General features: G+C 68.8%; 22 protein-coding genes. 5 read left to right on the plus strand and 17 right to left on the minus strand.

Annotated features, from left to right (window positions below):
* The 3 genes from V7D63_RS07640 to V7D63_RS07650 form a co-directional block, all read right to left on the minus strand.
* Nucleotides 1–364, minus strand: a 364-nt coding sequence (locus V7D63_RS07640) for a DEAD/DEAH box helicase (protein WP_333591673.1), incomplete at its 3' end; no start/stop codon positions are given.
* A gap of 95 nt (nt 365–459) precedes the next feature.
* On the minus strand, nt 460–1,248 hold the full coding sequence (locus tag V7D63_RS07645; protein ID WP_333591674.1) for a SapC family protein: 789 nt from the start codon (nt 1,246–1,248) through the stop codon (nt 460–462).
* Nucleotides 1,249–1,331: 83 nt separating this feature from the next.
* Nucleotides 1,332–3,377 carry a TonB-dependent receptor domain-containing protein gene (locus V7D63_RS07650; protein ID WP_333591675.1) on the minus strand — a complete coding sequence of 682 codons (2,046 nt, stop codon included), beginning with the start codon at nt 3,375–3,377 and terminating at the stop codon, nt 1,332–1,334.
* Between the two features lie 102 nt (nt 3,378–3,479).
* On the opposite strand from V7D63_RS07650, the gene V7D63_RS07655 reads away from it, so the two are divergent.
* From V7D63_RS07655 to V7D63_RS07670, 4 genes are all read left to right on the plus strand, one after another.
* Nucleotides 3,480–3,965, plus strand: a complete 486-nt coding sequence (locus V7D63_RS07655; protein WP_333591676.1) for a Fur family transcriptional regulator — start codon at nt 3,480–3,482, stop codon at nt 3,963–3,965.
* Between the two features lie 8 nt (nt 3,966–3,973).
* Nucleotides 3,974–4,861 carry an alpha/beta fold hydrolase gene (locus V7D63_RS07660; protein ID WP_442882123.1) on the plus strand — a complete coding sequence of 296 codons (888 nt, stop codon included), beginning with the start codon at nt 3,974–3,976 and terminating at the stop codon, nt 4,859–4,861.
* 77 nt (nt 4,862–4,938) lie between these two features.
* Entirely contained in the window at nt 4,939–6,168 is a 1,230-nt protein-coding gene (locus V7D63_RS07665) for an NAD-dependent epimerase/dehydratase family protein (RefSeq protein WP_333591678.1), read from the plus strand.
* A complete protein-coding gene (locus tag V7D63_RS07670) occupies nt 6,165–7,046 on the plus strand; it encodes an SDR family NAD(P)-dependent oxidoreductase (RefSeq protein ID WP_333591679.1) in 882 nt (293 codons plus the stop codon). The genes V7D63_RS07665 and V7D63_RS07670 overlap by 4 nt, the downstream gene beginning before the upstream one ends.
* Before the next feature lie 19 nt (nt 7,047–7,065).
* On the opposite strand, the gene V7D63_RS07675 is transcribed toward V7D63_RS07670, so the two are convergent.
* From V7D63_RS07675 to V7D63_RS07730, 12 genes are all read right to left on the minus strand, one after another.
* Nucleotides 7,066–7,674: an EipA family protein gene (locus V7D63_RS07675; RefSeq protein ID WP_333591680.1), complete on the minus strand. Its 609-nt coding sequence runs from the start codon at nt 7,672–7,674 to the stop codon at nt 7,066–7,068.
* A gap of 234 nt (nt 7,675–7,908) precedes the next feature.
* Complete coding sequence (locus V7D63_RS07680; protein ID WP_333591681.1) at nt 7,909–8,451, minus strand: TIGR00645 family protein; 543 nt, start codon at nt 8,449–8,451, stop codon at nt 7,909–7,911.
* Between the two features lie 2 nt (nt 8,452–8,453).
* Nucleotides 8,454–10,862, minus strand: coding sequence for a phenylalanine--tRNA ligase subunit beta (gene pheT, locus V7D63_RS07685; protein WP_333591682.1), 2,409 nt, complete (start codon nt 10,860–10,862; stop codon nt 8,454–8,456).
* Complete coding sequence (locus tag V7D63_RS07690; protein ID WP_333591683.1) at nt 10,859–11,260, minus strand: hypothetical protein; 402 nt, start codon at nt 11,258–11,260, stop codon at nt 10,859–10,861. The genes pheT and V7D63_RS07690 overlap by 4 nt, the downstream gene beginning before the upstream one ends.
* Nucleotides 11,261–11,286: 26 nt before the next feature.
* Nucleotides 11,287–12,363: a phenylalanine--tRNA ligase subunit alpha gene (gene pheS / locus V7D63_RS07695; RefSeq protein ID WP_333591684.1), complete on the minus strand. Its 1,077-nt coding sequence runs from the start codon at nt 12,361–12,363 to the stop codon at nt 11,287–11,289.
* 72 nt (nt 12,364–12,435) lie between these two features.
* Nucleotides 12,436–13,380, minus strand: coding sequence for a polysaccharide deacetylase family protein (locus V7D63_RS07700; RefSeq protein WP_333591685.1), 945 nt, complete (start codon nt 13,378–13,380; stop codon nt 12,436–12,438).
* Between the two features lie 5 nt (nt 13,381–13,385).
* Nucleotides 13,386–13,589, minus strand: coding sequence for a dodecin family protein (locus V7D63_RS07705; protein WP_333591686.1), 204 nt, complete (start codon nt 13,587–13,589; stop codon nt 13,386–13,388).
* A gap of 149 nt (nt 13,590–13,738) precedes the next feature.
* Nucleotides 13,739–14,092, minus strand: a complete 354-nt coding sequence (gene rplT / locus V7D63_RS07710) for a 50S ribosomal protein L20 (protein ID WP_292258969.1) — start codon at nt 14,090–14,092, stop codon at nt 13,739–13,741.
* Between the two features lie 107 nt (nt 14,093–14,199).
* The gene (gene rpmI / locus V7D63_RS07715; RefSeq protein WP_029416075.1) at nt 14,200–14,397 is read right to left on the minus strand and encodes a 50S ribosomal protein L35; all 198 of its coding nucleotides are present in this window, start codon (nt 14,395–14,397) and stop codon (nt 14,200–14,202) included.
* Between the two features lie 121 nt (nt 14,398–14,518).
* On the minus strand, nt 14,519–16,462 hold the full coding sequence (locus V7D63_RS07720) for an alpha/beta hydrolase family protein (protein WP_333591687.1): 1,944 nt from the start codon (nt 16,460–16,462) through the stop codon (nt 14,519–14,521).
* A gap of 44 nt (nt 16,463–16,506) precedes the next feature.
* Entirely contained in the window at nt 16,507–17,817 is a 1,311-nt protein-coding gene (locus V7D63_RS07725) for an MFS transporter (protein WP_333591688.1), read from the minus strand.
* Between the two features lie 45 nt (nt 17,818–17,862).
* Complete coding sequence (locus V7D63_RS07730) at nt 17,863–18,897, minus strand: NAD-dependent epimerase/dehydratase family protein (RefSeq protein WP_333591689.1); 1,035 nt, start codon at nt 18,895–18,897, stop codon at nt 17,863–17,865.
* Between the two features lie 56 nt (nt 18,898–18,953).
* On the opposite strand from V7D63_RS07730, the gene V7D63_RS07735 reads away from it, so the two are divergent.
* Complete coding sequence (locus V7D63_RS07735; protein ID WP_333591690.1) at nt 18,954–19,532, plus strand: TetR/AcrR family transcriptional regulator; 579 nt, start codon at nt 18,954–18,956, stop codon at nt 19,530–19,532.
* Nucleotides 19,533–19,586: 54 nt separating this feature from the next.
* On the opposite strand, the gene infC is transcribed toward V7D63_RS07735, so the two are convergent.
* Nucleotides 19,587–20,108 carry a translation initiation factor IF-3 gene (infC, locus tag V7D63_RS07740; RefSeq protein WP_333591691.1) on the minus strand — a complete coding sequence of 174 codons (522 nt, stop codon included), beginning with the start codon at nt 20,106–20,108 and terminating at the stop codon, nt 19,587–19,589.
* A 114-nt stretch (nt 20,109–20,222) separates the two neighbouring features.
* The gene (locus tag V7D63_RS07745; RefSeq protein ID WP_333591692.1) at nt 20,223–21,185 is read right to left on the minus strand and encodes a glycosyltransferase family 9 protein; all 963 of its coding nucleotides are present in this window, start codon (nt 21,183–21,185) and stop codon (nt 20,223–20,225) included.
* Nucleotides 21,186–21,283: the final 98 nt, after the last annotated feature.

The following is a 21,283-nucleotide window of genomic DNA, read 5'->3' on the forward strand; positions in this document are numbered from 1 at the left end:
CCGCGCGGGCGGCGCGCCAGACGGCGGCGCGGTCGTCCATCGACAGGCCGGAATCCAGACGGGCGGCGCGGACCCCCTGCTGCTTCAGGGCCTCGACCTGGTCGGTCATCAGGGCGATCAAGGGCGACACCACCAGCCCCAGGCCGGGACGCAGGATGGCGGGGATCTGATAGCAGACGCTCTTGCCGCCGCCGGTCGGCAGCACGGCCAGGACGTCGCGACCGGCCAGGGCTTCGGCGATCACGCCCGCCTGGAGGCCGCGGAAGCCGCCATGGCCCCAGACCCGCTTCAGTAGGTCGCGCGCGGCCGCGAGGTCGGCGTCGGCTTCGACGCTTTTCGGCACGGTCAGCGAGTCGGCGGGCATGGGCCGTTCGTGCCCCATTCGTTCCACGAAGTCACGAAACGAAAACGCCCCGCCGGATGCCGACGGGGCGTTTGATCTTGGACCCGTGCGGTCGATCAGGCGTTGGCGACGACCTGGGGCGCGCGGGTGAAGGCCAGGGCGATCAGGCGGTCCCAGCCCAGCAGCGACACCAGGTGGGCGTAGATCTGGCCCAGGGCGCCGTTGTCGCGCAGTTCGACCAGCTTTTCGGCCGGCAGGGCCTTCAGCTTGTCTTCCGAAATGGCGAAATATTCGGCCAGCTTCTGCGGTTCGCCCGGCGTGCCGTCCGGGTTGCGCGGGGTGAAGTTGGCCTCGCGCACCTCGAACAGATCCAGGTCGGTCAGCAGTTTGACGAAGCTTTCCGTGCGCTGACGCTCCTGCTCGAAGTTGTTGCAGAACTCCATGGCCTGCTTGGTGTAGTCGCTGGGCTGGCCGTCGACGAACAGGGGCGTGTCGCCGCCTTCGGCCAGGAAGGGCGCCGAGCGGTCGATGCACAGGATCAGGCGCTTCTGAACGTCGTCATTGGCGAAGACGAACGGATAACGACGGACATAGGCCGGGATGTAGGCGTCGGCGCGGAACATGCCGGCCTCGTCGATGTAGAAATTCTCGTCCTGGCGCAGGCCCATGACGGCGACCGGCTGCTTCTGGGTCTCGCCGATGAAGATCACCGGATAGGACAGGGCGGCCGGGGCGAATTCGGTGACCGTCAGCGGCACCAGGTTCGACTTGCCGACAAAGCCGTAGGGCTTGTCGACCGGGTTCACGCCCAGCTTGCCGTGCTGATCCAGATTCAGCGGCTCCGGCTTGTTGTAGAAGAGGACGTTGCCGGCCATCTGGCCGGGCGCTTGGGTCGTGTCGGTCATGTAGGAGACTGGCTCGGAAAACAGGGAAGGCGGGCCTTCTATCGCATGCCCGCGTTCGCCGCAAACGCGCACGCCCGCAAGCGTCAGAAACGGTAGGTGACGCCCAGGCGGATGTTGCGGCCGGGCAGGGGGGCGATGTCCTTCTGGAACGAGGCGTGCTCGCGCGCCTCCGTATCGGTCAGATTGGACGCCGCGGCGAACAGGGTGACGTTGCGGTCGGCGAACGGGCGCCAGGCGGCGTTCAACCCGACGACGACATAGCCGTCCGTGGCCCGCTCGAAGGCCGCCGTACGGTCCTGCTCGCCGACCTTGCGCACCTCGACGCCGGCGTCGAAGGCGGTTGAGGTCCAGTCCAGGCCGACGGTCGCCGACCACGGCGGAATGCGTGCGGCGGGACCCAGGTCGGTGTCGGCGCGCACCCAGTCGGCGCTGCCCTTGAACGTCAGCGTCCGGTCGCCGTCGGCCCACAGATCATAGGCCGCCTCGGCCTCGAAACCGCGGAAGTCGGCATCGGTCTGGACATAGGCGAAGACGGGCAGGCCGTCGTCCTCGGCGCCGGTGGCGCGCAGGTCGATGAAGCCGTCGTACTGGGCCGCATACAGATGCAGGTCGGCGCTGAACGGGCCGGAGGCGTAGTGGGCCGTGCCCTCCAGGGTCCAGACGGACTCGCTGTCCAGGTCCGGGTCGCCCAGCTCGAAGGCGCCGGTGGCCGCATGCGGTCCCTGGGCGAACAGTTCGACCTCGCTGGGCGCGCGCGTTGTGCGCGACAGGCTCAGGCCCAGGAAGGTCCGGGTCGAGGGCCGCACGAAGGCCGCCAGCGAACCGGAGATGTTGGTGAAGTCGCGTTCCCCCACGACGCTGTCCAGCGTGCGGTGATCCAGGCGCAGACCGCCCTCGAAACCGAAGCGGTCGAGATCGTAGCGCTGGACCGAATAGACGCCTTGTTCGGTGATCTGGGTGCGCGGCACATAGGCCTCGGCGCCGACGGCGTCGAAGGTGCGGTCCAGAAGCTGGACGCCGACCACGCCCTGATGGCCGCCGTGCTGGCGCTGAATCAGTTCGGCACGGGCCTCATAGCCGTCGGAGAAGAACTGGGTGCCGACCTCGTCGCCCTCGAACTCGGTGTGGTGATAGTCGGCCCAGCCGGCCGAGACCTTCAGTCGCTCGAACGGGCCGTCAGCGAAGGCCAGTTCGCCGCGCAGGTCCCAGCGGGTTTGCTCCAGGCCGATGGAGACGCCGTCATGGCCGTGGTCATGGCCGCCCGCGCCGTGATCCTCGTGTCCATGGTCGTGGCCCGGCACGCCATAGGTGGTGTCCAGCTTCTTGACCGACAGGCCGACGAAGCCGCGCGCTCCGATCCAGCTCAGCCCCGCGCCGTATTGGGCGATGTCGGCGAAGGTGTTGGCGACCGTGCGTTCATCGCCGGGGGTCTCGCCCTCTTCGGCCAGCAGGCGGGCGGATTCCGGGAAGACGGGCACGTCATAGTCCTCGGACTCGCGCTTGAAGCCGTCCAGCGACAGGACCAGGGGACCGACGTCCATCTTCAGCCGCCCGCCGATGCTGCGGCCGTCGTCGACGCTGGAGACCTGGGCGCCGATGTGGCCCTCGACGCCGCCGTCGGGATGTTCGGAGGCGATGCGGTCGTCGATGATGTTGACCACGCCGCCGATGGCCGAGCCGCCGAACACCAGGGTGGTCGGGCCGCGCACCACCTCGACGCGCTTGGCCTCGGCGGGATCCGAGGCGACCTGGTGATCGGGCGAGACGGAACTGGCGTCGATCTGGCCCAGGCCGTTGGTCAGCACCTGGACGCGCGGACCCGACAGGCCGCGAATGACCGGACGGCTGGCGCCGGGAGCGAAGGCCGAGCTGCGCACGCCGGGGATGTCGGCGACCAGGTCGCCCAGGGTCGCGGCAGGGGCGACGGCCAGGGCCTGTTCATCCAGCACGTCGGTGGCCAACAGGCTGGCGCGTTCGGAAACGCCGAACGGACGGCCGGTGACGATGACGTCGTCGACCTGGGTCGCCGGGACCGTCTGGGGCGCGGCCTGGGCATGGACGACGCCCGCCGGGACGATCAGGGCGGCGGCGCTGGCGGCCAGCATCAGGGGACGGCGGGCGACGATCATGGGGAACTCCTGCTCAACTCGGCATGAGTGTTATGAGATAACATCACACAAGGTCAAGCCGCCGTGGTTGCGGCGGGCGCGATCCGGCACTAGCTGTGGCTCATGGGCGCCCACTGTGGTCACGATCATGCCGGAAACGGTCTCGCCGAAGCCGAGGCGCGGCGCGCCCTGACCGCGGCCGAGGCCGCCTGCGCCGCCGACGGCGAACGGATGACCGCGCCGCGCCGCCGGGTGCTGGACCTGTTGTTGCGGGCGGGCGAGCCGATGAAGGCCTATGACCTGATCGCCCGCTTCGGCCAGGACGGTCAGGCCGCCAAACCGCCGACCGTCTATCGCGCCCTGGAATTCCTGGAGCGCCGGGGCCTGGCCCACCGGATCGCCTCGATCAGCGCCTATGTCGCGTGCAGCCACGGCGCCGACGATCATGCGGCGGCCTTTCTGATCTGCGACTGCTGCGGGTCCGCGCGCGAGATCGCGGCGCCCCTGGGCGAGGGCCTGCGCCAGGCGGCCGAGGGCGTCGGCTACGCCATCGAACGCACGACCATAGAGGCGCACGGACGTTGCCCCGAATGCCGCGTCCCCGCCTGAGATTCGTCGTGAACGAACCGCGCCGCCTGACCGTCGACCTGCCCGCGCGCGGCGGCGCCATGGCGGTGCTGGAATGGGGCGACCCGGGACGGCCGGTCGACCTGGTCTTCGCCCACGCCAACGGCTTCAACGCCCTGACCTATCGCACCCTTCTGGCGCCGTTGGCCGAACGGTTCCGCATCCAGGCGCCGGACCTGCGCGGGCATGGGGCGACGACCCTGCCGACGGCGATCGAAGGGCGGCGCGGCTGGGGCGATCACGGCGCCGATCTGGCGGCCCTGCTGGATACGATCGACGGCCCGCCCGTGGTGCTGGCCGGACATTCGATGGGCGGCACGGCCAGCCTGCTGGCGGCGGCGACGCGGCCGCAGCGAGTGCGCGGCCTGGTGCTGGCCGACCCGGTGGTCATGACCCGCCCGGCGGTACTGGCCTTCCATCTGCCGCTGCTGCGCGACCTGCCGCGGCGGTCGCCCCTGGTCGTCAACGCCCTGAAGCGCCGGTCGCGGTTCGACAGCCGTGCGGCGGCCCTGGCCGCCTATCGGGGACGCGGCGCCTTCAAGGGTTGGCCGGACGCGGTGCTGGAAGACTATCTGACGGACGGTCTGGTTCCTGATCCCGACGGCGGGCTGATGCTGGCCTGCACGCCGCAATGGGAGGCGTCGAACTATGCGTCCCAGGGCCACGACCCTTGGCGGGCGATGCGACGGCTGACCTGTCCGACCCACATACTGAAGGCCGAGGCGGGCCTGGCCTGCCATGTGCCGGAACCGCCGCGCGGCCTGCCCCACGTCACGGTCGAGACCGTTCCCGGCAGCACCCACTTCCTGCCCATGCTTCAGCCCGAGGTCGTGCGCGGCGCCCTGGCCGCCATGCTGGAGGTCCCTGACGCCGCCTGACCGCGTCACGGTGCCGCTTTGCCCCGAAGCCCGCTTGGGCTAGGCAGGGGGCAAGCAAGAACACTGGGGTGGAAACGATGCGCGTACTGGTTCTGGGCGGAGACGGCTTCTGCGGCTGGCCCACGGCGCTGCATCTGTCGGCGCGCGGCTGGGACGTGACGATCGTCGACAACCTGAGCCGCCGCAACATCGACAATGAGCTGGAGGTCCAGTCCCTGACCCCGATCCGCACCATGGGCGAGCGGATCGCCGCCTGGAAGGATGTCAGCGGCAAGACCATCGACTTCGTCAACATGACCGTCGGCAAGGAGTTCGACCGCCTGGTCGCCCTGATCCGCGACTGGCGGCCGGACAGCGTCGTCCACTTCGCCGAACAGCGCGCCGCCCCCTATTCGATGAAGTCGGCGCGGCACAAGCTGTACACCGTCGACAACAATCTGAACGCCACCAACCACCTGTTGGCCGCCATCGTCGAAAGCGGGCGCGACGTGCATCTGGCGCACCTGGGCACCATGGGGGTCTATGGCTACACCACCGCCGGTCTGCGCATCCCCGAAGGCTATCTGAAGGTCACGGTGGACACCGACTTCGGCCCGGCCGAACAGGAGATCCTGTTCCCGCCGAACCCCGGCAGCATCTATCACATGACCAAGACCCAGGACGCCCTGCTGTTCCAGTTCTACGCCAAGAACGACGGCCTGCGGATCACCGACCTGCATCAGGGCATCGTCTGGGGCGCCGAAACCGAAGAGACCCGCCAGGACGAGCGCCTGGTCAACCGATTCGACTATGACGGCGACTACGGCACGGTCCTGAACCGCTTCCTGATCCAGGCGGCGGTCGGCTATCCGTTGACGGTGCACGGATCGGGCGGCCAGACGCGGGCCTTCATCCATATCCAGGACACGGTGCGCTGCGTCGAGCTGGCGTTGAAGAACCCGCCCAAGCCGGGCGACCGGGTCAAGATCCTGAACCAGATGACCGAGAGCCGCCGCGTGCGCGACCTGGCGCATCTGGTCGCCGACATGACCGGCGCCGAGGTGCAGTTCACGCCCAATCCGCGCCAAGAGGCCGACGAGAACGAACTGGTCGTCGCCAACGATCAGTTCCGCGAACTGGGGTTGAAGCCGATCACCCTGGCCGAGGGGCTGATGCGCGACGTGACCGAGATCGCCCGCCGCTACGCCGACCGGGCCGACCGGTCGAAAATCCCTTGCGTCTCGGCCTGGAACGGCCGTCGGGCCGAGGCCTTGAACGCCGAGCCGGTCACGGCGCCCAAGGCCGCCCCGGCCGCACGGACGGCGTGAGAAGCGATCTGCTGATCTTTGGCGGCGGCTGGTTGGGCCGCGCGGTCGGAGCCGAGGCCCTGAGGCGCGGCGGAACGGCCGCGGCCACGTCGCGCGATCCGGCGACCCGCGAGACCCTGGCGGCCGAAGGGCTGACGCCGGTCGATCCGGCCGATGTTGCGGCGCTGGCCGAGGCGGTCGGCGCGGCCCGCGCCATAGTGATCACCGCGCCGCCGACAGAGGCGGGATGTCCCGGTCTTCAGGCGCTGATGCCCGCGATTACGGCCTCGGGCGCCTGGCCGGACTGGATCGGATATGTCTCGTCCACCGCCGTCTATGGCGACCGCGACGGCGGCTGGGCTTTCGAGGACGACGCCCTGAACGCCGCCACCTTGCAGGGTGCGCGACGGGTGCGGGCCGAGCGGGACTGGCTGGACGCCGGGCGCGGCCAGAATGGCGAGAGCGGGGGGCTGACGGTGCAGCTTTTCCGGCTGCCGGCGCTGTACGGGCCGGGACGCTCGGGCCTGGACCGGTTGCGTAACGGCGAGGCGCGGATGGTCAGGAAGCCGGGCCAGGTGTTCAACCGCATCCATGTCGAGGATGTCGTTTCGGGCCTGTTCGCTTCGATGGATCGACCCAATCCCGGCCGCGCCTACAACCTGGTCGATGACGAACCGGCCGCCGCCGACGTGGTCACGGCCTGGAGCGCGCGACGTCTGGACCTGCCCGCGCCGCCCGAGGTCGACTGGACCGATCCGTCGGTGTCGGAGGCCATGCGGCGCTTCTATCTGGACTCCAAGCGCGTCTCGAACGCCCGCGCCAAGGCCGAACTGGGCTGGCGGCCGAAACATCCGTCGTATCGCGAAGGGATAGAGGCGCTGATCGCCGCCGGGTTCTGATCCCCGTCGTGTCGGCCGCTCAGATCGGCAGGATGTTGCGCTGGCGGCTGTAGGCCATGGTGCCGACGTTGGCGCCCAGGCGCAGGCCGACGCCGGTGCGAACCGGGGCCAGGATGATGCCGTCGGCGCGCTGATAGTTCACGCCCAGGCCGCCGACCAGATAGGCCGAACCCTCCACGCCGGGATAGCGGCGATAGATCATGTCCGGGTGATACAGGCCGTACACCAGGGTGAAGACGCGGCTGGCGTTGCCGCCCACGTCCCAGCCGATCGAAACCCCCTGCCAGAACACTTCCTGCGAGGCGCTGAGGTCCTTCATGTGCAGGGCGCCGCGGCCGTAGCGCAGACCGATCCCGGCCGCGCCGGCGGCTTCCTCGCCCGCGATATAGGCGGTGGGGCTGTCGCCCTGGTCGGCGAAGATGCGTTCGATGGCGCCGCCCATGGCCTCGGCGGCGATGCCCAGTTCGCGCGACCCGGCGGCGACCAGTTCGTCAGCGGTATAGACGCGGGCTTCTTGGTCCGCGCCGACCGGAAAGCGCGGATCGGCGCTGGGACCGGTGGCGCAGGCGTTCAGGCCCGGCAGGGCGGCGGCGGCGAGACCCGTGGCGAGCAGTTGGCGGCGGTGCATGGCGTCGTCTCCCGGCGGTGAATCGGTTCACCTGAGAACCTTCACCCCTTTTGAGTCAGCCTTGCGGCGGCAAGGTTAACGACACCTTTCTGGCGCTAACGCTCGGCTCGCGGAGCCTCGCTGCTTGAGTGCATTCTTCCTGGCGCTGACGCTCGCGACGCGGTCGCTCGCTGCTCGGGCGCATTTTTGTGCGCAACGTTCGCCGCGCCGCGGCCTGCCGCCTGAGTGCGAGATTCAGTGCTTGTCGGTGCGCGCGGTCAGCCAGTCCATCAGGGCCAGCAGCACGCCCGAGGCGACGAAGGCCAGGTGGATGATGACGCCCCACATCACCTCGGTCTCGTTCAGCGGATAGCCGTCCTTGCCGATGTTCATGAAGGTCTTCAGCAACTGGATGCCCGAAATGGCGACGATCGAGGCGATCAGCTTCATCTTCAGGCCCGAAAAGTCGACCGTGCCCATCCACGGCGGCCGATCCGTCTCGCCCTCCAGGTCCAGCTTGGAGACGAAATTCTCATAGCCGGAAAACAGCACGATCAGCAGCAGATTGCCGGTCAGCGACAGATCCACCAGCGTCAGCATGGCCAGGATGGCGTCGTTCGCCGTCATGCCGGGTCCGGCCGCGAAGGCCTGGGGCAGGTAGTGGATCAGCTCGCGCACGAAGACGACCAGCAGCATGCCCAGCGCCAGGGCCAGACCGACGTAGAAGGGGGCCATCAGCCAGCGGCTGCGGAACAGCATCCGCTCGAAAGCGGTCTCGATGCGCGGCTTGACCCCCATCGTCAGCTCCTCAGCCTGGCGCCCAGTTTTTCGACCGCCGCCACGACCTTGGCCGACAGGGTCTCGATCTCGGCCTCGCCCAGGGTGGCTTCGCGCGGCTGGATGACGATTTCCAGCGCCACCGACTTCATGCCCTCGGGCACGCCCTGGCCGCGATAGACGTCGAACACCCGGACCGTCTCGATCAGGGCCTTGTCGGCGCCGGCCGCGGCGCGGGTCAGGTCGCCGACCGCCTGGGCGTCATCGACCAGGAAGGCGAAGTCGCGGGTCAGGGGCATCAGGTTCGGCAGGTCCGCCGCGCCGCGCGCCTTGGTCCCCTTGCCGCGTGGTTCGGGCACGCTGTCCAGAACGATCTCGAAACCGACCATGGGACCGTCGGCGTCCAGCGCCTTGAGCACGCGGGGATGCAGGGCGCCGAACTCGGCGATCACGACCTTGGGACCGAGCTGCAGCCGCGCCGACCGGCCCGGATGCCACCAGTCGCGGTTCTGGCCCTGGACCAGTTGCAGCGATCCGGTCGGGGCGCCGATCTCGTCCAGCACAGCCATCAGATCGCCCTTCAGACTGAACAGGGCGTCCTCTCCGGTCCCCCCCCAGTGACGAGCGGCGTGCGGCGCGATCAGACCGGCGATGACGGTGCGCTGACCGTCCGGCCGGTCGGTCAGATAGATGGGACCGATCTCGAACAGGGCTGCATCGGCGTGGCCGCGCGCGGCGTTGCGGGCGGCCGCCTGGATCAGGTTCGGCAGGATCGACGGCCGCATGCAGTCCAGGTCGCTGGCGATGGGGTTTTCCAGCACCAGGGTCTCGTCGCCGCCGCCGAACGCCCGCGCCGTCTCACGCTGGGTGAAGGACCAGGTCACGGCCTCGGCATAGCCTAACGAGGCCAGGGCGCGCCGGGCGATCCGCACGCGCGCCTGACGCGGGTTCAGCACGCCCTTGGACAGGGCGCCGACGCCGGGCAGGGGGGTGTCGGGCAGGGCGTCGAAGCCTTCGATGCGGGCGACCTCTTCGACCAGGTCGGCGGGACCTTCGACGTCGCGGCGCCAGGACGGCGGGGTGACGCTCCAGGGCGAACCACGCGCCACGTCGAAGCCCAGGTCGGTCAGGATCTGGGCGATGCGGTCCTGGGTCAGGTCCAGGCCCGACAGGCGCTTCACATAGCCGGGGTCGAAGGCGAAGGCGGCCGGGTTCGCGGGCGCCTGGCCGGTCACCACGATCTCGGACGATTCGCCGCCGCACAGCTCCAGGATCAGTTTAGTCGCAAGCTCCAAGCCGGGGACGACCGAGGCGGGATCGACCCCGCGCGCGAACCGATATTGGGCGTCGGAGCTGATCCCCAGCGAACGGCCGGTCTGGGCCGTGGCGATGGGGTCGAACCAGGCGCTTTCGACGAAGACGTCGACAGTCTCGTCCGAACAGCCGGTGGACTCGCCGCCCATGACGCCGCCCAGGCCGATGGGCCGTTCGCCCCCGGCGTCGGCGATGACGCAGTCGGCGGCCGCGACGGTGTAGGTCTTGCCGTCCAGGGCGATCAGATGTTCGGGCTGGCCCGTGTCCTTGGCCGCCTGGCCGCCGCGCACCACGATCTCGTTCCCGACCAGCTTGGCCGGGTCATAGACGTGCAGCGGCCGGGCGCGGTCATAGGAAATCAGATTGGTGACATCGACCAGCCGGTTGATCGAGCGCAGGCCGATAGCCGTCAGCCGGTGCTTCAGCCAATCGGGCGACGGCCCGTTCTTGACGCCGCGGATCAGACGCCCGGCGAAGACGGGGCACAGGTCCGGCGCCTCGATGCGGATCGCGATCGGGCAGGGGAAGACGCCGGGCACGGTCGCGATGGCCGGAGTCTTCAGCGTCCCGACGCCGGCGGCGGCCAGGTCGCGGGCGATGCCGGCCACGCCCAGCCAGTCAGGCCGGTTCGGCGTCACCTCGAAGTCGATCACCGGCTCGGCGCCGAAGACGCCGGCGGCCGGCGTTCCGACCTGAAGGTCGTCGGCCAGCTCCAGGATGCCGTCGCTCTCGCCCGCCAGCTCAAGCTCGGCGGCCGAGCACAGCATGCCGTTCGACACCACGCCGCGCACCGGCTTCTCGACCAGGGTCACCCCCAGGCCGGGCACATAGGCGCCGATGGGGGCGTAGATGGTGGTCAGGCCCGCGCGCGCGTTCGGGGCGCCGCAGACGATCTCCTTCATCCCATCGACGGTCTCGACCTGGCAGACCTGCAAACGGTCGGCGTTCGGGTGCCGTTCGGCCGAGACGATCCTCGCCACCGTGAAAGGGGCCAGGGCGGCGATCGGGTCGTGGACCTCCTCGACCTCCAGCCCCGCCATGGTCATGGCCTCGGCCACGGCCGCCACGTCGGCGGTCGTGTCCAGGTGATCCTTCAGCCAGCCGAGGGTGAATTTCACTGGTCGCCCTTCGCCGGTCGGCCGTTCGCCAGGTTCTGCTGGAATTCCTCGATGAAGCGGTCGTCGCCGACGAAGCCGACCTGGGCGAAGCGGCAGCGGATGAATTTGCAGTTCTTGAAGCCGATGACGCCGTTCACCGTCTTGCCGACTGGGCGCAGCAACAGCATGGCCGGGTTGGACACCGCGCCCATGTGGCAACCGTCCATCGTCACGCCGTCGCCCATCAGGACCACGGCCGGGCCTTCCAGGGTGCAGTCGGTGAAGGTCTTGTTCTCGATGAAGACCAGGCCCTGGCGCAGATGCTCCAGCGCCATGCGCGGCAGCCAGATGGCGGCCTTTTCGAACTCTGTGCGGGTGACCAGTTGGTCGGCGGTCGCGGCGGGGGTGGCGTCGGTCATGGTCGGTCTCGTCTTGCGGATCGGCGTCAGCTCAGGCCGGACGCGGGGTTGGGCACGGCGTGGGCCGAGAAGCCGTAGTGGGCCAGCCAGCGGGTGTCGGCCTCGAACATGGGGCGCAGGTCCGGCACGCCGTATTTCAGCATGGCCAGGCGATCGACCCCCATGCCGAAGGCGAAGCCCTGCCATTGGTCCGGGTCGATGCCGCTGGCGCGCAGCACGTTCGGATGCACCATGCCGCAGCCCAGGATCTCCAGCCAGTCCTCGCCCTGGTTCAGCACCAGCTTGCCGCCCGAGCGGTCGCAACGGATGTCCATTTCGGCCGACGGTTCGGTGAAGGGGAAATGGTGCGGGCGGAAGCGCGCGTGAACGTCGTCCAGCTCGAAGAAGCGGGCGATGAAGGTTTGAAGCGTGGTCTTCAGATGGCCCATGTGGATATCGCGGTCGATCACCAGACCCTCGATCTGGTGGAACATGGGCGTGTGGGTGGCGTCGGAGTCCTTACGGAAGGTGCGGCCGGGCGCGATGATGCGGATCGGCGGCTGCTGGGACATCATGGTCCGCACCTGCACCGGGCTGGTGTGGGTGCGCAGCACCTTGCGCTCGCCGGTCTCGGGATCGGGCTTCAGGAAGAAGGTGTCGTGCATCTCCCGCGCCGGATGTTTGGGCGGGAAGTTCAGGGCGGTGAAATTATGGAAATCGTCCTCGATGTCGGGACCTTCCGCCACGGCGAAGCCCATGTCGGCGAAGATGGCGATCATCTCGTCCATCACCTGCATGGTCGGGTGCACCCCGCCCTTGCGACGCGGCCGCGCCGGCAGGGTCAGATCGACGCGCTCGGCCGACAGCCGCGCGTCCAGTTCGGCGGTCTCCAGCGCGGCCTTCTTGGTCGCGATGGCGGTGGTGACGCGGTCGCGCAGGCCGTTGATGACCGGACCCTGTTCGCGGCGTTCGTCGGGGGTCATGGCGCCCAGACCCTTGAGCAGGCCCGAGATCGCGCCGGACTTGCCCAGGGCGGCCACGCGCACCTCTTCCAGCGCCGCGACGGTGGTCGCGCCGCCGACGGCGTTGATCAGATCGAGTTCGAGTTGGGCCAGGTCGGTCATGTCGCGCTTCGTCTAGCCGACGGGCGAGGCGGAGCAAAGCCCGCGATCGGTCTGTACGGGCGCTGAGGCGGATCAGCGGGCGTCGTTCAAGTCCGTGATCCACTGCGGCGGGTCCGGCTCCCAGCGGATCGGACGGCCGTCGGTCTGGGTCCAGCGGTGCAGCCACGAGACGCCGTTGGCCCGCACATAGGCGTCGGCGTGGCCGTAGATCGGATCGGCCAGCGCCGCTTCCAAGGTCACGAAGCGATAGCCGCGCGCCAGATAGAGGGCGTGGATGCGCGGATACCAGTCGCGGTTCAGACTGTTGGCGTGCAGCAGCAGGATCTGAGCCGGTTCACGTCCGCCCGTCAGTTCGGCGGAATAGGGTTCCAAATGATCCAGCACCGCCGCCATGTGCGCCAGATAGGCCTCGCCGATCCGGGCCTTCAGGTCTTCGTCGCCGACCGCCTCGGCCCGGCGATAGGCGCCGCCGAACAGCCAATCGTTGTTGTCGATGGTGACGGGCGCGACGTCATAGCCGCGCGCGGCCAGGCCCTCGGCGATCGCCGCCTTCTTCTGCGACGTCTCGCCGGTCCAGAGATAGGGGTGGCGGAACCAGTGCAGCCGCCGTCCCCGCGCCTCCAACGCCGCGCGGGTGTAGGTCGCCCCGGCGTCCACGTCGGCCAGATAGGTCTCGACCGTATTGCGGTGAATGTTGATGTGGCTGGCGGTGTGGTTGCCCAGGTCCAATCCGGCGTCGAGCCAGGCGCTGAGGATCGTCGGCATCAGGGCCGCACGGGTCGCGTCGCAGCCCTTGCCCTCATTGACGAAGGCCGTGCCGTGCGTCTCCAGCGGGCGTAGCATGGCCAGGAAGTCCGTCGTCAGACGCAGGGCCGTCTCAGGATCGCACAGGGCCTCGGCCGACGCCTGATAGGGCAGGTCGTCGAAGGTGACCGCCACCATGCGGTGCGGGGTTTGGGCGAAGGCCGCGGTCGCCGCCGCCAGCCAGGCCGAGACGGCGACCGCCAGACTTCGCACCGAGTTCAGTCCTTCAGGACGAAGGTGACCTTCATGTTCACCCGGTATTCGACGATCTTGCCGGCCGAGACGACGACCTTCTGTTCCTGGATCCAGGCGCCGGCGACATTGTCCAGCGTCTTGTCGGCGCGGGCGATGCCGGTCTTGATCGCGTCTTCAAAACTGACGGTCGAGGACGAGGTGATTTCGGTGACCTTGGCGACGGACATGGTGGTTCTCCCTTGGTTTCCCCCGACCAGGACACCCTAGCCCGCGTCCGCACCGGCGCAAACGAAAACGCCCGCCCCGGCGACCGGAGCGGGCGTTTGTTGTTCTTGCTCTAACGCGCGCCGCGCGGCGGCTCACGGCTTGAGAGCGATCAGGCCAGAGCGGCGCGGACCTTGTCGGCGATGGCCTTGAAGCCGGTTTCGTCGGCGGCGATGGCGGCCATGACCTTGCGGTCCAGTTCGATGCCGGCCTTCGACAGGCCGTGGATGAACTGCGAATAGGTGAAGCCTTCGGCGCGGGCGGCGGCGTTGATGCGCTGGATCCACAGGGCGCGGAAGCTGCGCTTCTTGTTGCGGCGGTCGCGATAGGCGTATTGCCCGGCGCGGTCCACGGCGGCCTTGGCGGCGCGGATGGTGTTCTTGCGGCGGCCGTAGAAGCCCTTGGCCTGCTTCAGAACCTTCTTGTGCTTGGCGTGGGACGTGACGCCCCGAGTGACGCGAGCCATGATGTGTTTCTCTTCGAGAAGGCCCTAACGCGCGCGACGCGGTCGCTTGCTGCTTGAGGGCCTGATTTCAAACTGATGCTGTGAAGTTCGTTCCCGCCTCGCGCCGATCAGGCGTAGGGCATGTAGGATTTGATCTTCTTGGCGTCGGCGTCGGCCATGACCGAGGTGCCGCGGTTCTGGCGGATGTATTTGGAATTGTGGCTGATCAAGCGGTGACGCTTGCCCGCAACGCCGGCTTTCACCTTGCCAGTCGCCGTCAGTTTGAAGCGCTTCTTGGCGCCCGACTTCGTCTTCAGTTTCGGCATTTCATCTCCTTTTTCCGGGTGCTGGACCCGGAGTTTCAAAGACCGCCCAGGCATGCCTGTTCGCCCGGCGGTCAGTACGCGAAGGCGCGGCTTCTAGAGGAAGCGCACCGGAAAGGCAAGGTTATTGGGGCGGGTTGTTCCGTTCCAGGAAGGCGATCGTGGCCTCCAGCGTCTGGCGGCGCGTGGGGGCGTAGGTCAGATTGTGGTCCTCGCCCTCCAGAGGGACCAGTTGGACCGACTTGCCGGCGGCGCGCAGGGCGCGTTCCATGATCTCGCTCTGTTCATAGGGCACGACGGTGTCGTTGCGGCCGTGGATCAGCAGGATCGGTCCTTCGACCTTGTCGGCCAGCATGGCCGGCGAACGCAGGTCCAGCGTCCGGTCACCCGAACCGGTCCCGCCCATGAAGCGGTTCCAGTAACGGATGGCCGGACTCTTGCGGCCCGCCAGGCCCTGACGTTCCTCTTCGCGCAGCATGGCCCGCAGGTCCGACACGCCCGACACCGAAACGGCGCAGCGATAGGTGCCGACATCCAGCGTCATGCCCGCCAGCGCGGCGTATCCGCCGTAGCTGGAGCCGACGATGCAGACGCGCGACGGGTCGACGATCCCCTGTTCGGCCAGCCAACGGACGCCGTCGGTCAGGTCCGACTGCATCTTCTTGCCCCATTCGCCGAAGCCGGCCTCGATGAAGGCCTCGCCATAACCTTCCGAGCCGCGGAAATTGGGTTGCAGCACCGCATAGCCGCGCGCGGCCATCGCCTGCGCCCACCAGTCGAAGCCCAGTTCGTCGCGCGCCTGGGGGCCGCCATGCGGATGCATGATCAGCGGCAGGCTCTTCGGGTCGCGGCCCGGCGGCAGGGTCAGGAAGGCCTCGATGGGCGTGCCGTCGGCGGCGGTGTAGCTGACGGCCCGCACCTCGGCGACCTGGGTCACGCCCGGCATGGTCCGCCGCACCAGCGACACGGCGCCGCGTTCGGCGTCAAACAGATAATAGGACCCCGGCTCATTCGGCCCGGTCACGAACAGGGTGAAGACCTTGTAGTCGTTGCTGGCGTCGCTGATGGTCACCTGCTTGCCCGCGAAGGCGCCCGACACGCGCGACCAGGACGCCTGGATGGCGGGGTCCAGGAAGACGTACTGCTGACCCGAACCGTAGAAGCCCAGGCCGACGATGGTCCCGGCCGTGTCGCGGAAGACGGCGTTGGGCCGGTCGGGCAGGACGATGGGCGGAACCTCGTGCTCGGCCAACAGGCCGACGTGCGAGATGGTCGCCTTGCCGTCCACCTCGCCCGAGAAGGCCACGGTGTCGGGCGTGCGGCCGAAGCCCATCAGGGACGGCGGGTCCAGAAGGGCGCGGGTGGCGTAGACCTCGCGCCAGCCCGACCCGGTTCGCGCCGCCAGCTTCCAGCGGCCGTCCTCGGCGACATAGGTGACGCGGGCGGCGACCTCGCCGGTCGGGCGGACCAGGAAGCCCTGGACGTTCTCGACGCCCTCTTCGTGCGTGCGGGCGCGGCCGTTGTTCAGATCGACGCGATAGAGGTTGTAGGCGTAGCCGCCGCGCGCGACCTCGCCGAAGGCCTCGACATACAGGACCGGATCGCCGCGATAGGTCCCGGACATATAGCCGCCGATCAGGGGGAAGGTGCGGCGCTCGGCCTCGCTCATGGCGCGGGCGGCGCGGCCGGTGCGGACGTTGACCAGATCCATGATGGTCCACTGGCCATAGCCGAGCGGCGTCTGGTCCAGCACGGAGGTCAGGATGCCGACATGGTCGGGCGAGGCCCAGAAGACCCCGCGCACGGTGCGATCCGACACGTCCACATCGATCAGCAGATCGCCGCCGGCGCGACTGCGCGCACGGACGCGGGTTCCGCCCTCGGATCGGTCGATCCAGGCCAGTTCGGCGCCGTTGGGCGATACGGCCAGGCTGCTCATCACGGGCAGGGCGGCGAAGGCCTCCAGCGGAACGGCGTCGGAGGCCGGGGCGGGGGCTTGGGCCGAGACGGCGCAGGCGGGAGAAATAGCGACGATCAGGGCCGCCGTCGCAACGGTGAAGCGAGACATTAAACTACAACCTGTTGTTGTGCTTGCCGAAAACTAGCAGGTCCTTACTCGCTTGCAAGCCTGGCGGCGGTCATCCGGCGCTGGGCGCGGCCGGCGTTGATCGCCATGACGGCGGCGGGGACGGTCAGGGCCGCCCCGACCAGGAAGGGCCAGTCGTGGCCGAAACCAGAGAACAGGGCGCCGGCCACGATCGGGCCGAAGATGCGGGCGATCGAACCCGAGGCCATGTTCAGCCCCAGCATGGCGCCTTGCCGATCCGGCGGCGTCGCCTTGGAAATGATGGCCGAGATATTGGGCATGGCCAGCGACATGCCGCCCGCGCCCAGGATCATGATGACCGGGATGATCCAGCCGTTGGGCAGCGGCAGCTCGAACAGGCCGAGATCGAGGCGCATGGCCGGGAACCAGTGCGGCGGGGCGATCACCTGCAAGACGAGCGAGGCGCCGAACATCAGCATGCCCGCCGCCAGCACCCGCACCTCGCCGAACAGGCGCGCCAGCTTGCCGGTGAATATCCCCTGGTTCAGGGCCGAGACGATGCCCACGATCATGAAGCTGAGACCCACTTCGCGCGCGCCCCAGGCGTAGCGGTCCTGCGCCCACAGGCCGAAGACGCTCTCCATGGCCGAAAAGCCGGCCATGTAGATCAGGGTGACCAGCAGCACGCGCGACACCACCGGATTGGCGCGCGCGTCCTTCAGGCCCGCCAGGAAGGGCGGGCGCGGCGCCGCCGGATCGGCCTTGGCCCGGCTCTCCTTCAGGAAGACGATCACCCCGATCGCCGCCAGGGCCGCCAGGGCCGAGGCGGTGAAGATGGGCAGTTGATAGCCGATGTGGCCCAACTGGGGCTGGGTCAACAGACCGCCCAGGCCCGGCCCGACGATGAAGCCCAGGCCGAAGGCGGCGCCGATCAGACCCATCCGGCCCGCCCGGCGCTCGGGCGGGGTCACGTCGGCGACATAGCCCTGGACCGTCGAGATGTTGCCCGCGCCCAGGCCGGTGAACAGGCGGATGGCGATGGCCGTCCAGACATCGGGCGCGAAGGCCAGGGCCAGATAACCGACGGCGTTGGCGATCAGGGTCATCAACAGCACCGGCTTGCGCCCGATCCGATCGGACAACCGGCCCCAGAACGGTTCGGCGAAGAACTGGCCCAGGGAATAGGCCGAGAACATCAGGGTGATCTGCCAGGCGTGGGCGTCCAGTGTGGCCGCGAAGAACGGCAACAGCGGCACCACCAGGCCGAAACCGACCAGATTGATGAAGACCACCGAGAACAATACGGCCAGGGCCGAGGTCTGACGCTCGGCGGGCGGGGGCCTGGAAGACGGGGGCGAGGTCGGGGCGTCGGTCATCCGTCCAGACCTAGACTATTCCCGCGTCCGATAGAATCGCCGTCGTCAGGCGATGCGGGAAAGACTTTCCGCGCAGTCCTGAAGCGTGTCGCCGGCGGGCCGTGCGCGCCAGCCCAGGGCCTGTTCGGCCGCCCGGGCGCTGAAACTGATCCGGCGTCCGATCATGGGAACCAGCGGGCGCATCTGGGCGACGAAGACGGCGAGCAGACGCACCACCACGTCCGGCATCTGGCGGCGAGGAACCCGGGCGGCGCCTGGTCCCAGGCGTTCGTGCAGGATCTCGGTCAGGTCGCGCATCCACATGAAGGGTCCGGCGGCGATGAAGCGGCGGCCTTCGGCCTGGGGCGCGGCCATGGCCTGGATGTGAAGATCGGCCACGTCGCGCACATCGACCACATTCAGCCCCACGCGCGGCACGCCGGGCGGCCGACCGTTCAGCAGGCCCTGGATCAAGGCGACCGAACTCATCGCCTCCTTGGACAAGACAGGTCCGAACACGGCGGCGGGCAGGACGGTCGTCACCCGGGCGGGGTCCCAGTGAGCGTGCGCCCAGTCCCAGGCCGCCCGTTCGGCGATGGCCTTGGACTTGCGATAGGCGTTCAGATTCGGGTCCTGAGGGTCGGTCCAGACCGTTTCGTCCGTCAGGCCGTCCCGCGTCGTGTCGCGCGGAGTGGCGGCGGCGCAAGACGAGGTGATCACCACGCGTTTGACGTCGGCGCGCTTGGCGGCGGCCAGGACCCTCAGCGTGCCGTCGCGGGCGGGACGCGTCAGCGCCTCCAGGTCGTCCGACCCGTCGAATCCCAGGGGCGAGGCCACGTGCAGCACCCGGTCGCATCCGGCCACGGCGTCGTCCCAGCCGTCGTCGAGGGTCAGGTCCGCCTTGACGAAGCTCAGACGCTGGCCCGGATCGACCACGGCCGCCACCGCCTGGCGAACCGCCTCGGCCTTGCCCAGGTCGCGCAGCGTGGCCCGCACCGTATGTCCCGCCTCCAACAGGCGGACGATGCACCAGCCCGCCACGAAGCCCGACCCGCCCGTCACCAGAACCGTCTCGGCCATGTCTTTCTGAACCTTGTCCATCTTATGTATACGATCGTATACTTAATTCAGCCGCGCTTGTCTACAGGTGTAGATTTATGTCGAAACCCCATCGCCGAGGCTCTGCCGCGACCCGACGGGCCATTCTGGATTCGGCCCGCACGGCCTTTGTCGGCGCGGGCTATGACGGCGCGGGCGTGCGCGAGATCGCGGCCGGGGCCGGGGTGACGGCCATGATGGTCAACCGCTATTTCGGCTCGAAAGAGACCTTGTTCGCCGAGGTGGTGGCCGAGATCATGGCCGGGCCTCGGGTGCTGACCGATGAGTTGATGGCGCGCGACGACGCGGGGTTGCGGCTGGCTCAGGCCGTGGTCGACATGACCGGTCGATCCGCCACCCCGCTGGACGGCTTCCTGATCATGGCGCGCTCGGCTTCCAGCCCGCGCGCGGCCGAGATCGCCCGCGTGGAGATCGAGCGGCATCATCAGAAGACGGTGGCCCAGGCCTTGGGCGGTCCCGACGGCGCGACGCGCGCGGCGCTGATCCTGTCGCTGGTGGCGGGGGTCCAGGTGATGCGCCAGGGCCTGGGCCTGACGGCCCTGACCGAAGCCGACCCCGAGGCCTTGACCCGCCTGCTCGGGCGCCAGTTCCAGGACCTGATCCGGTCCCAGCCATGAAAAAGCCCCGGCCGGGAACGGTCGGGGCTTCGGCGTTCGACGATGTCGGTTCGCCTATTTCGGGGCCAGGATCATGATCATCTGGCGGCCTTCCATACGCGGCGCATATTCGACCTTGGCGACTTCCTCGAAGTCGGCCTGAACCTTGTTCAACAGCTTCATGCCCAGTTCGGGGTGGGCCATCTCGCGGCCGCGGAAGCGCAGGGTCACCTTGACCTTGTCGCCCTCCTCGAAGAAGCGGTGCATGGCCTTGGCCTTCACCTCATAGTCGTGGGTGTCGATGTTCGGCCGGAGTTTGATCTCCTTCAGCTCGACGACCTTCTGACGCTTGCGCTGCTCGGCCTTCTTCTTCTGCTCCTGGAAGCGGAATTTGCCGTAGTCCAGGATCTTGCAGACCGGGGTCTCGGCGTTGGCGACGATCTGCACCAGATCGAGTCCGACTTCCTCCGCGGCCTCAAGGGCGGCCGACAGCGGCATGACGCCCTGCTTCTCGCCGTTCTGATCGATCAGAAGCACGCGAGAGGCGCGGATGTCGTTGTTCATGGGCGGCCCGTCCTTGACGGGCGGCGTTTGCATCGGACGGCGAATGGGCGTCGTTTCCTTGGTTGTTCACGTAGCTGGCAAGGGAAAGGCCGCGACCGGCGGTCGCGTTTCCCGAACGGTCCCATATGACCGCCGAAGGGCCGGAATTCAAGGCTGGCGGGCGTCGGACGACGTTATGAAGGCGTCGTGTAGCGCCAGAACACCATCGAACACACGATCCACGGTCAGGGCCTCGATGGGGGCGAATTCGCCGCGCGTCTCATTGGAGGCGGCGATGCGGGTCTTGGGACCCCAGGGACCGTACAGCCACCATTCGGTCGGGCCGAACAGGCCCAGGGTCGGACGGCGTGCGGCGGCGGCGACGTGCATCAGGCCCGAATCGTTGCCGACGAACAGGTCGGCCCGGTCGATGGCGGCGGCCGAGGCCAGGATGTCGCCCTTGCCGACGAAGTCGACGCCCCGTTCGCCCGCCTCGGCCAGGGCCGGGGCCGCGGGCGGATGGTCGCCGGGACCGCCGACCAGCATGAAGCGCCAGCCGTCGAAACGCGGCTCGGCCTTCAGCCGACGCACCAGTTCGCCCCAGCGGTCGGCCGGCCAGCTCTTGCCCGGCTGGTGGGCGATGGGCGCCAGGGCCAGGATCGGGCCGGGACCCGAACCGGCCGCCAGTTGCGGGTCGATCACGGCGGCGGCGTCCGCTCGCGCCTGAGCGTCGATGAACAGTTCGGGGTCCAGGGCGTGGTCGGCGCCCATCAGGCGGCTGACCATTTCGACCTTGCGCAGGCCGGTCTCCCAGCGGCGGTTGTAGACCACGCGCCGCCGCGCCGGGATCAGCCAAGCCAGAGCCGATCCGCGAATGTCGATGACCAGGTCCCAGCGGGTCCCGCGCACCTGGCGCCACAGGTCGAACCAGTGTCCGGCCAGCTTCTTCTTGTCCAGGATGATGGTCCGCGTCACGCCGGGCGCGGCGCGGAAGAAGGGCGCGGGCGGGCGGCCGCAGGCGACGGTGATCTCGGCGCCGGGGATCTGGCGGCCGATCTCGCGGATCACGCCCGAGGAGATGACGCAGTCGCCGATGCGGTTCGAGGTGACGAACAGGACCTGAGGAGGCACGGTCTCTCTTTCACTCCGTCATCCTCGGGCTTGACCCGAGGATCAGATCGTCCGCCGCGCGGGTGCCGGGCGGAAAGCCGCGATGGATCGGCCATGCC

This window comes from Brevundimonas sp. (assembly GCF_036732845.1).
Lineage (GTDB): Bacteria > Pseudomonadota > Alphaproteobacteria > Caulobacterales > Caulobacteraceae > Brevundimonas.

Coding starts and splice junctions, on each gene's coding strand:
- V7D63_RS07735 (WP_333591690.1), top strand. CDS start 18,954: ATGTCGAAACCCCATCGCCGAGGCTCTGCCGCGACCCGACGGGCCATT.
- rpmI (WP_029416075.1), bottom strand. CDS start 14,397: ATGCCGAAACTGAAGACGAAGTCGGGCGCCAAGAAGCGCTTCAAACTG.
- V7D63_RS07665 (WP_333591678.1), top strand. CDS start 4,939: ATGCGCGTACTGGTTCTGGGCGGAGACGGCTTCTGCGGCTGGCCCACG.
- V7D63_RS07705 (WP_333591686.1), bottom strand. CDS start 13,589: ATGTCCGTCGCCAAGGTCACCGAAATCACCTCGTCCTCGACCGTCAGT.
- V7D63_RS07725 (WP_333591688.1), bottom strand. CDS start 17,817: ATGACCGACGCCCCGACCTCGCCCCCGTCTTCCAGGCCCCCGCCCGCC.
- V7D63_RS07690 (WP_333591683.1), bottom strand. CDS start 11,260: ATGACCGACGCCACCCCCGCCGCGACCGCCGACCAACTGGTCACCCGC.
- infC (WP_333591691.1), bottom strand. CDS start 20,108: ATGCAAACGCCGCCCGTCAAGGACGGGCCGCCCATGAACAACGACATC.
- V7D63_RS07720 (WP_333591687.1), bottom strand. CDS start 16,462: ATGTCTCGCTTCACCGTTGCGACGGCGGCCCTGATCGTCGCTATTTCT.
- V7D63_RS07650 (WP_333591675.1), bottom strand. CDS start 3,377: ATGATCGTCGCCCGCCGTCCCCTGATGCTGGCCGCCAGCGCCGCCGCC.
- V7D63_RS07680 (WP_333591681.1), bottom strand. CDS start 8,451: ATGGGGGTCAAGCCGCGCATCGAGACCGCTTTCGAGCGGATGCTGTTC.
- V7D63_RS07645 (WP_333591674.1), bottom strand. CDS start 1,248: ATGACCGACACGACCCAAGCGCCCGGCCAGATGGCCGGCAACGTCCTC.
- V7D63_RS07675 (WP_333591680.1), bottom strand. CDS start 7,674: ATGCACCGCCGCCAACTGCTCGCCACGGGTCTCGCCGCCGCCGCCCTG.
- pheS (WP_333591684.1), bottom strand. CDS start 12,363: ATGACCGACCTGGCCCAACTCGAACTCGATCTGATCAACGCCGTCGGC.
- V7D63_RS07655 (WP_333591676.1), top strand. CDS start 3,480: ATGGGCGCCCACTGTGGTCACGATCATGCCGGAAACGGTCTCGCCGAA.
- V7D63_RS07730 (WP_333591689.1), bottom strand. CDS start 18,897: ATGGACAAGGTTCAGAAAGACATGGCCGAGACGGTTCTGGTGACGGGC.
- rplT (WP_292258969.1), bottom strand. CDS start 14,092: ATGGCTCGCGTCACTCGGGGCGTCACGTCCCACGCCAAGCACAAGAAG.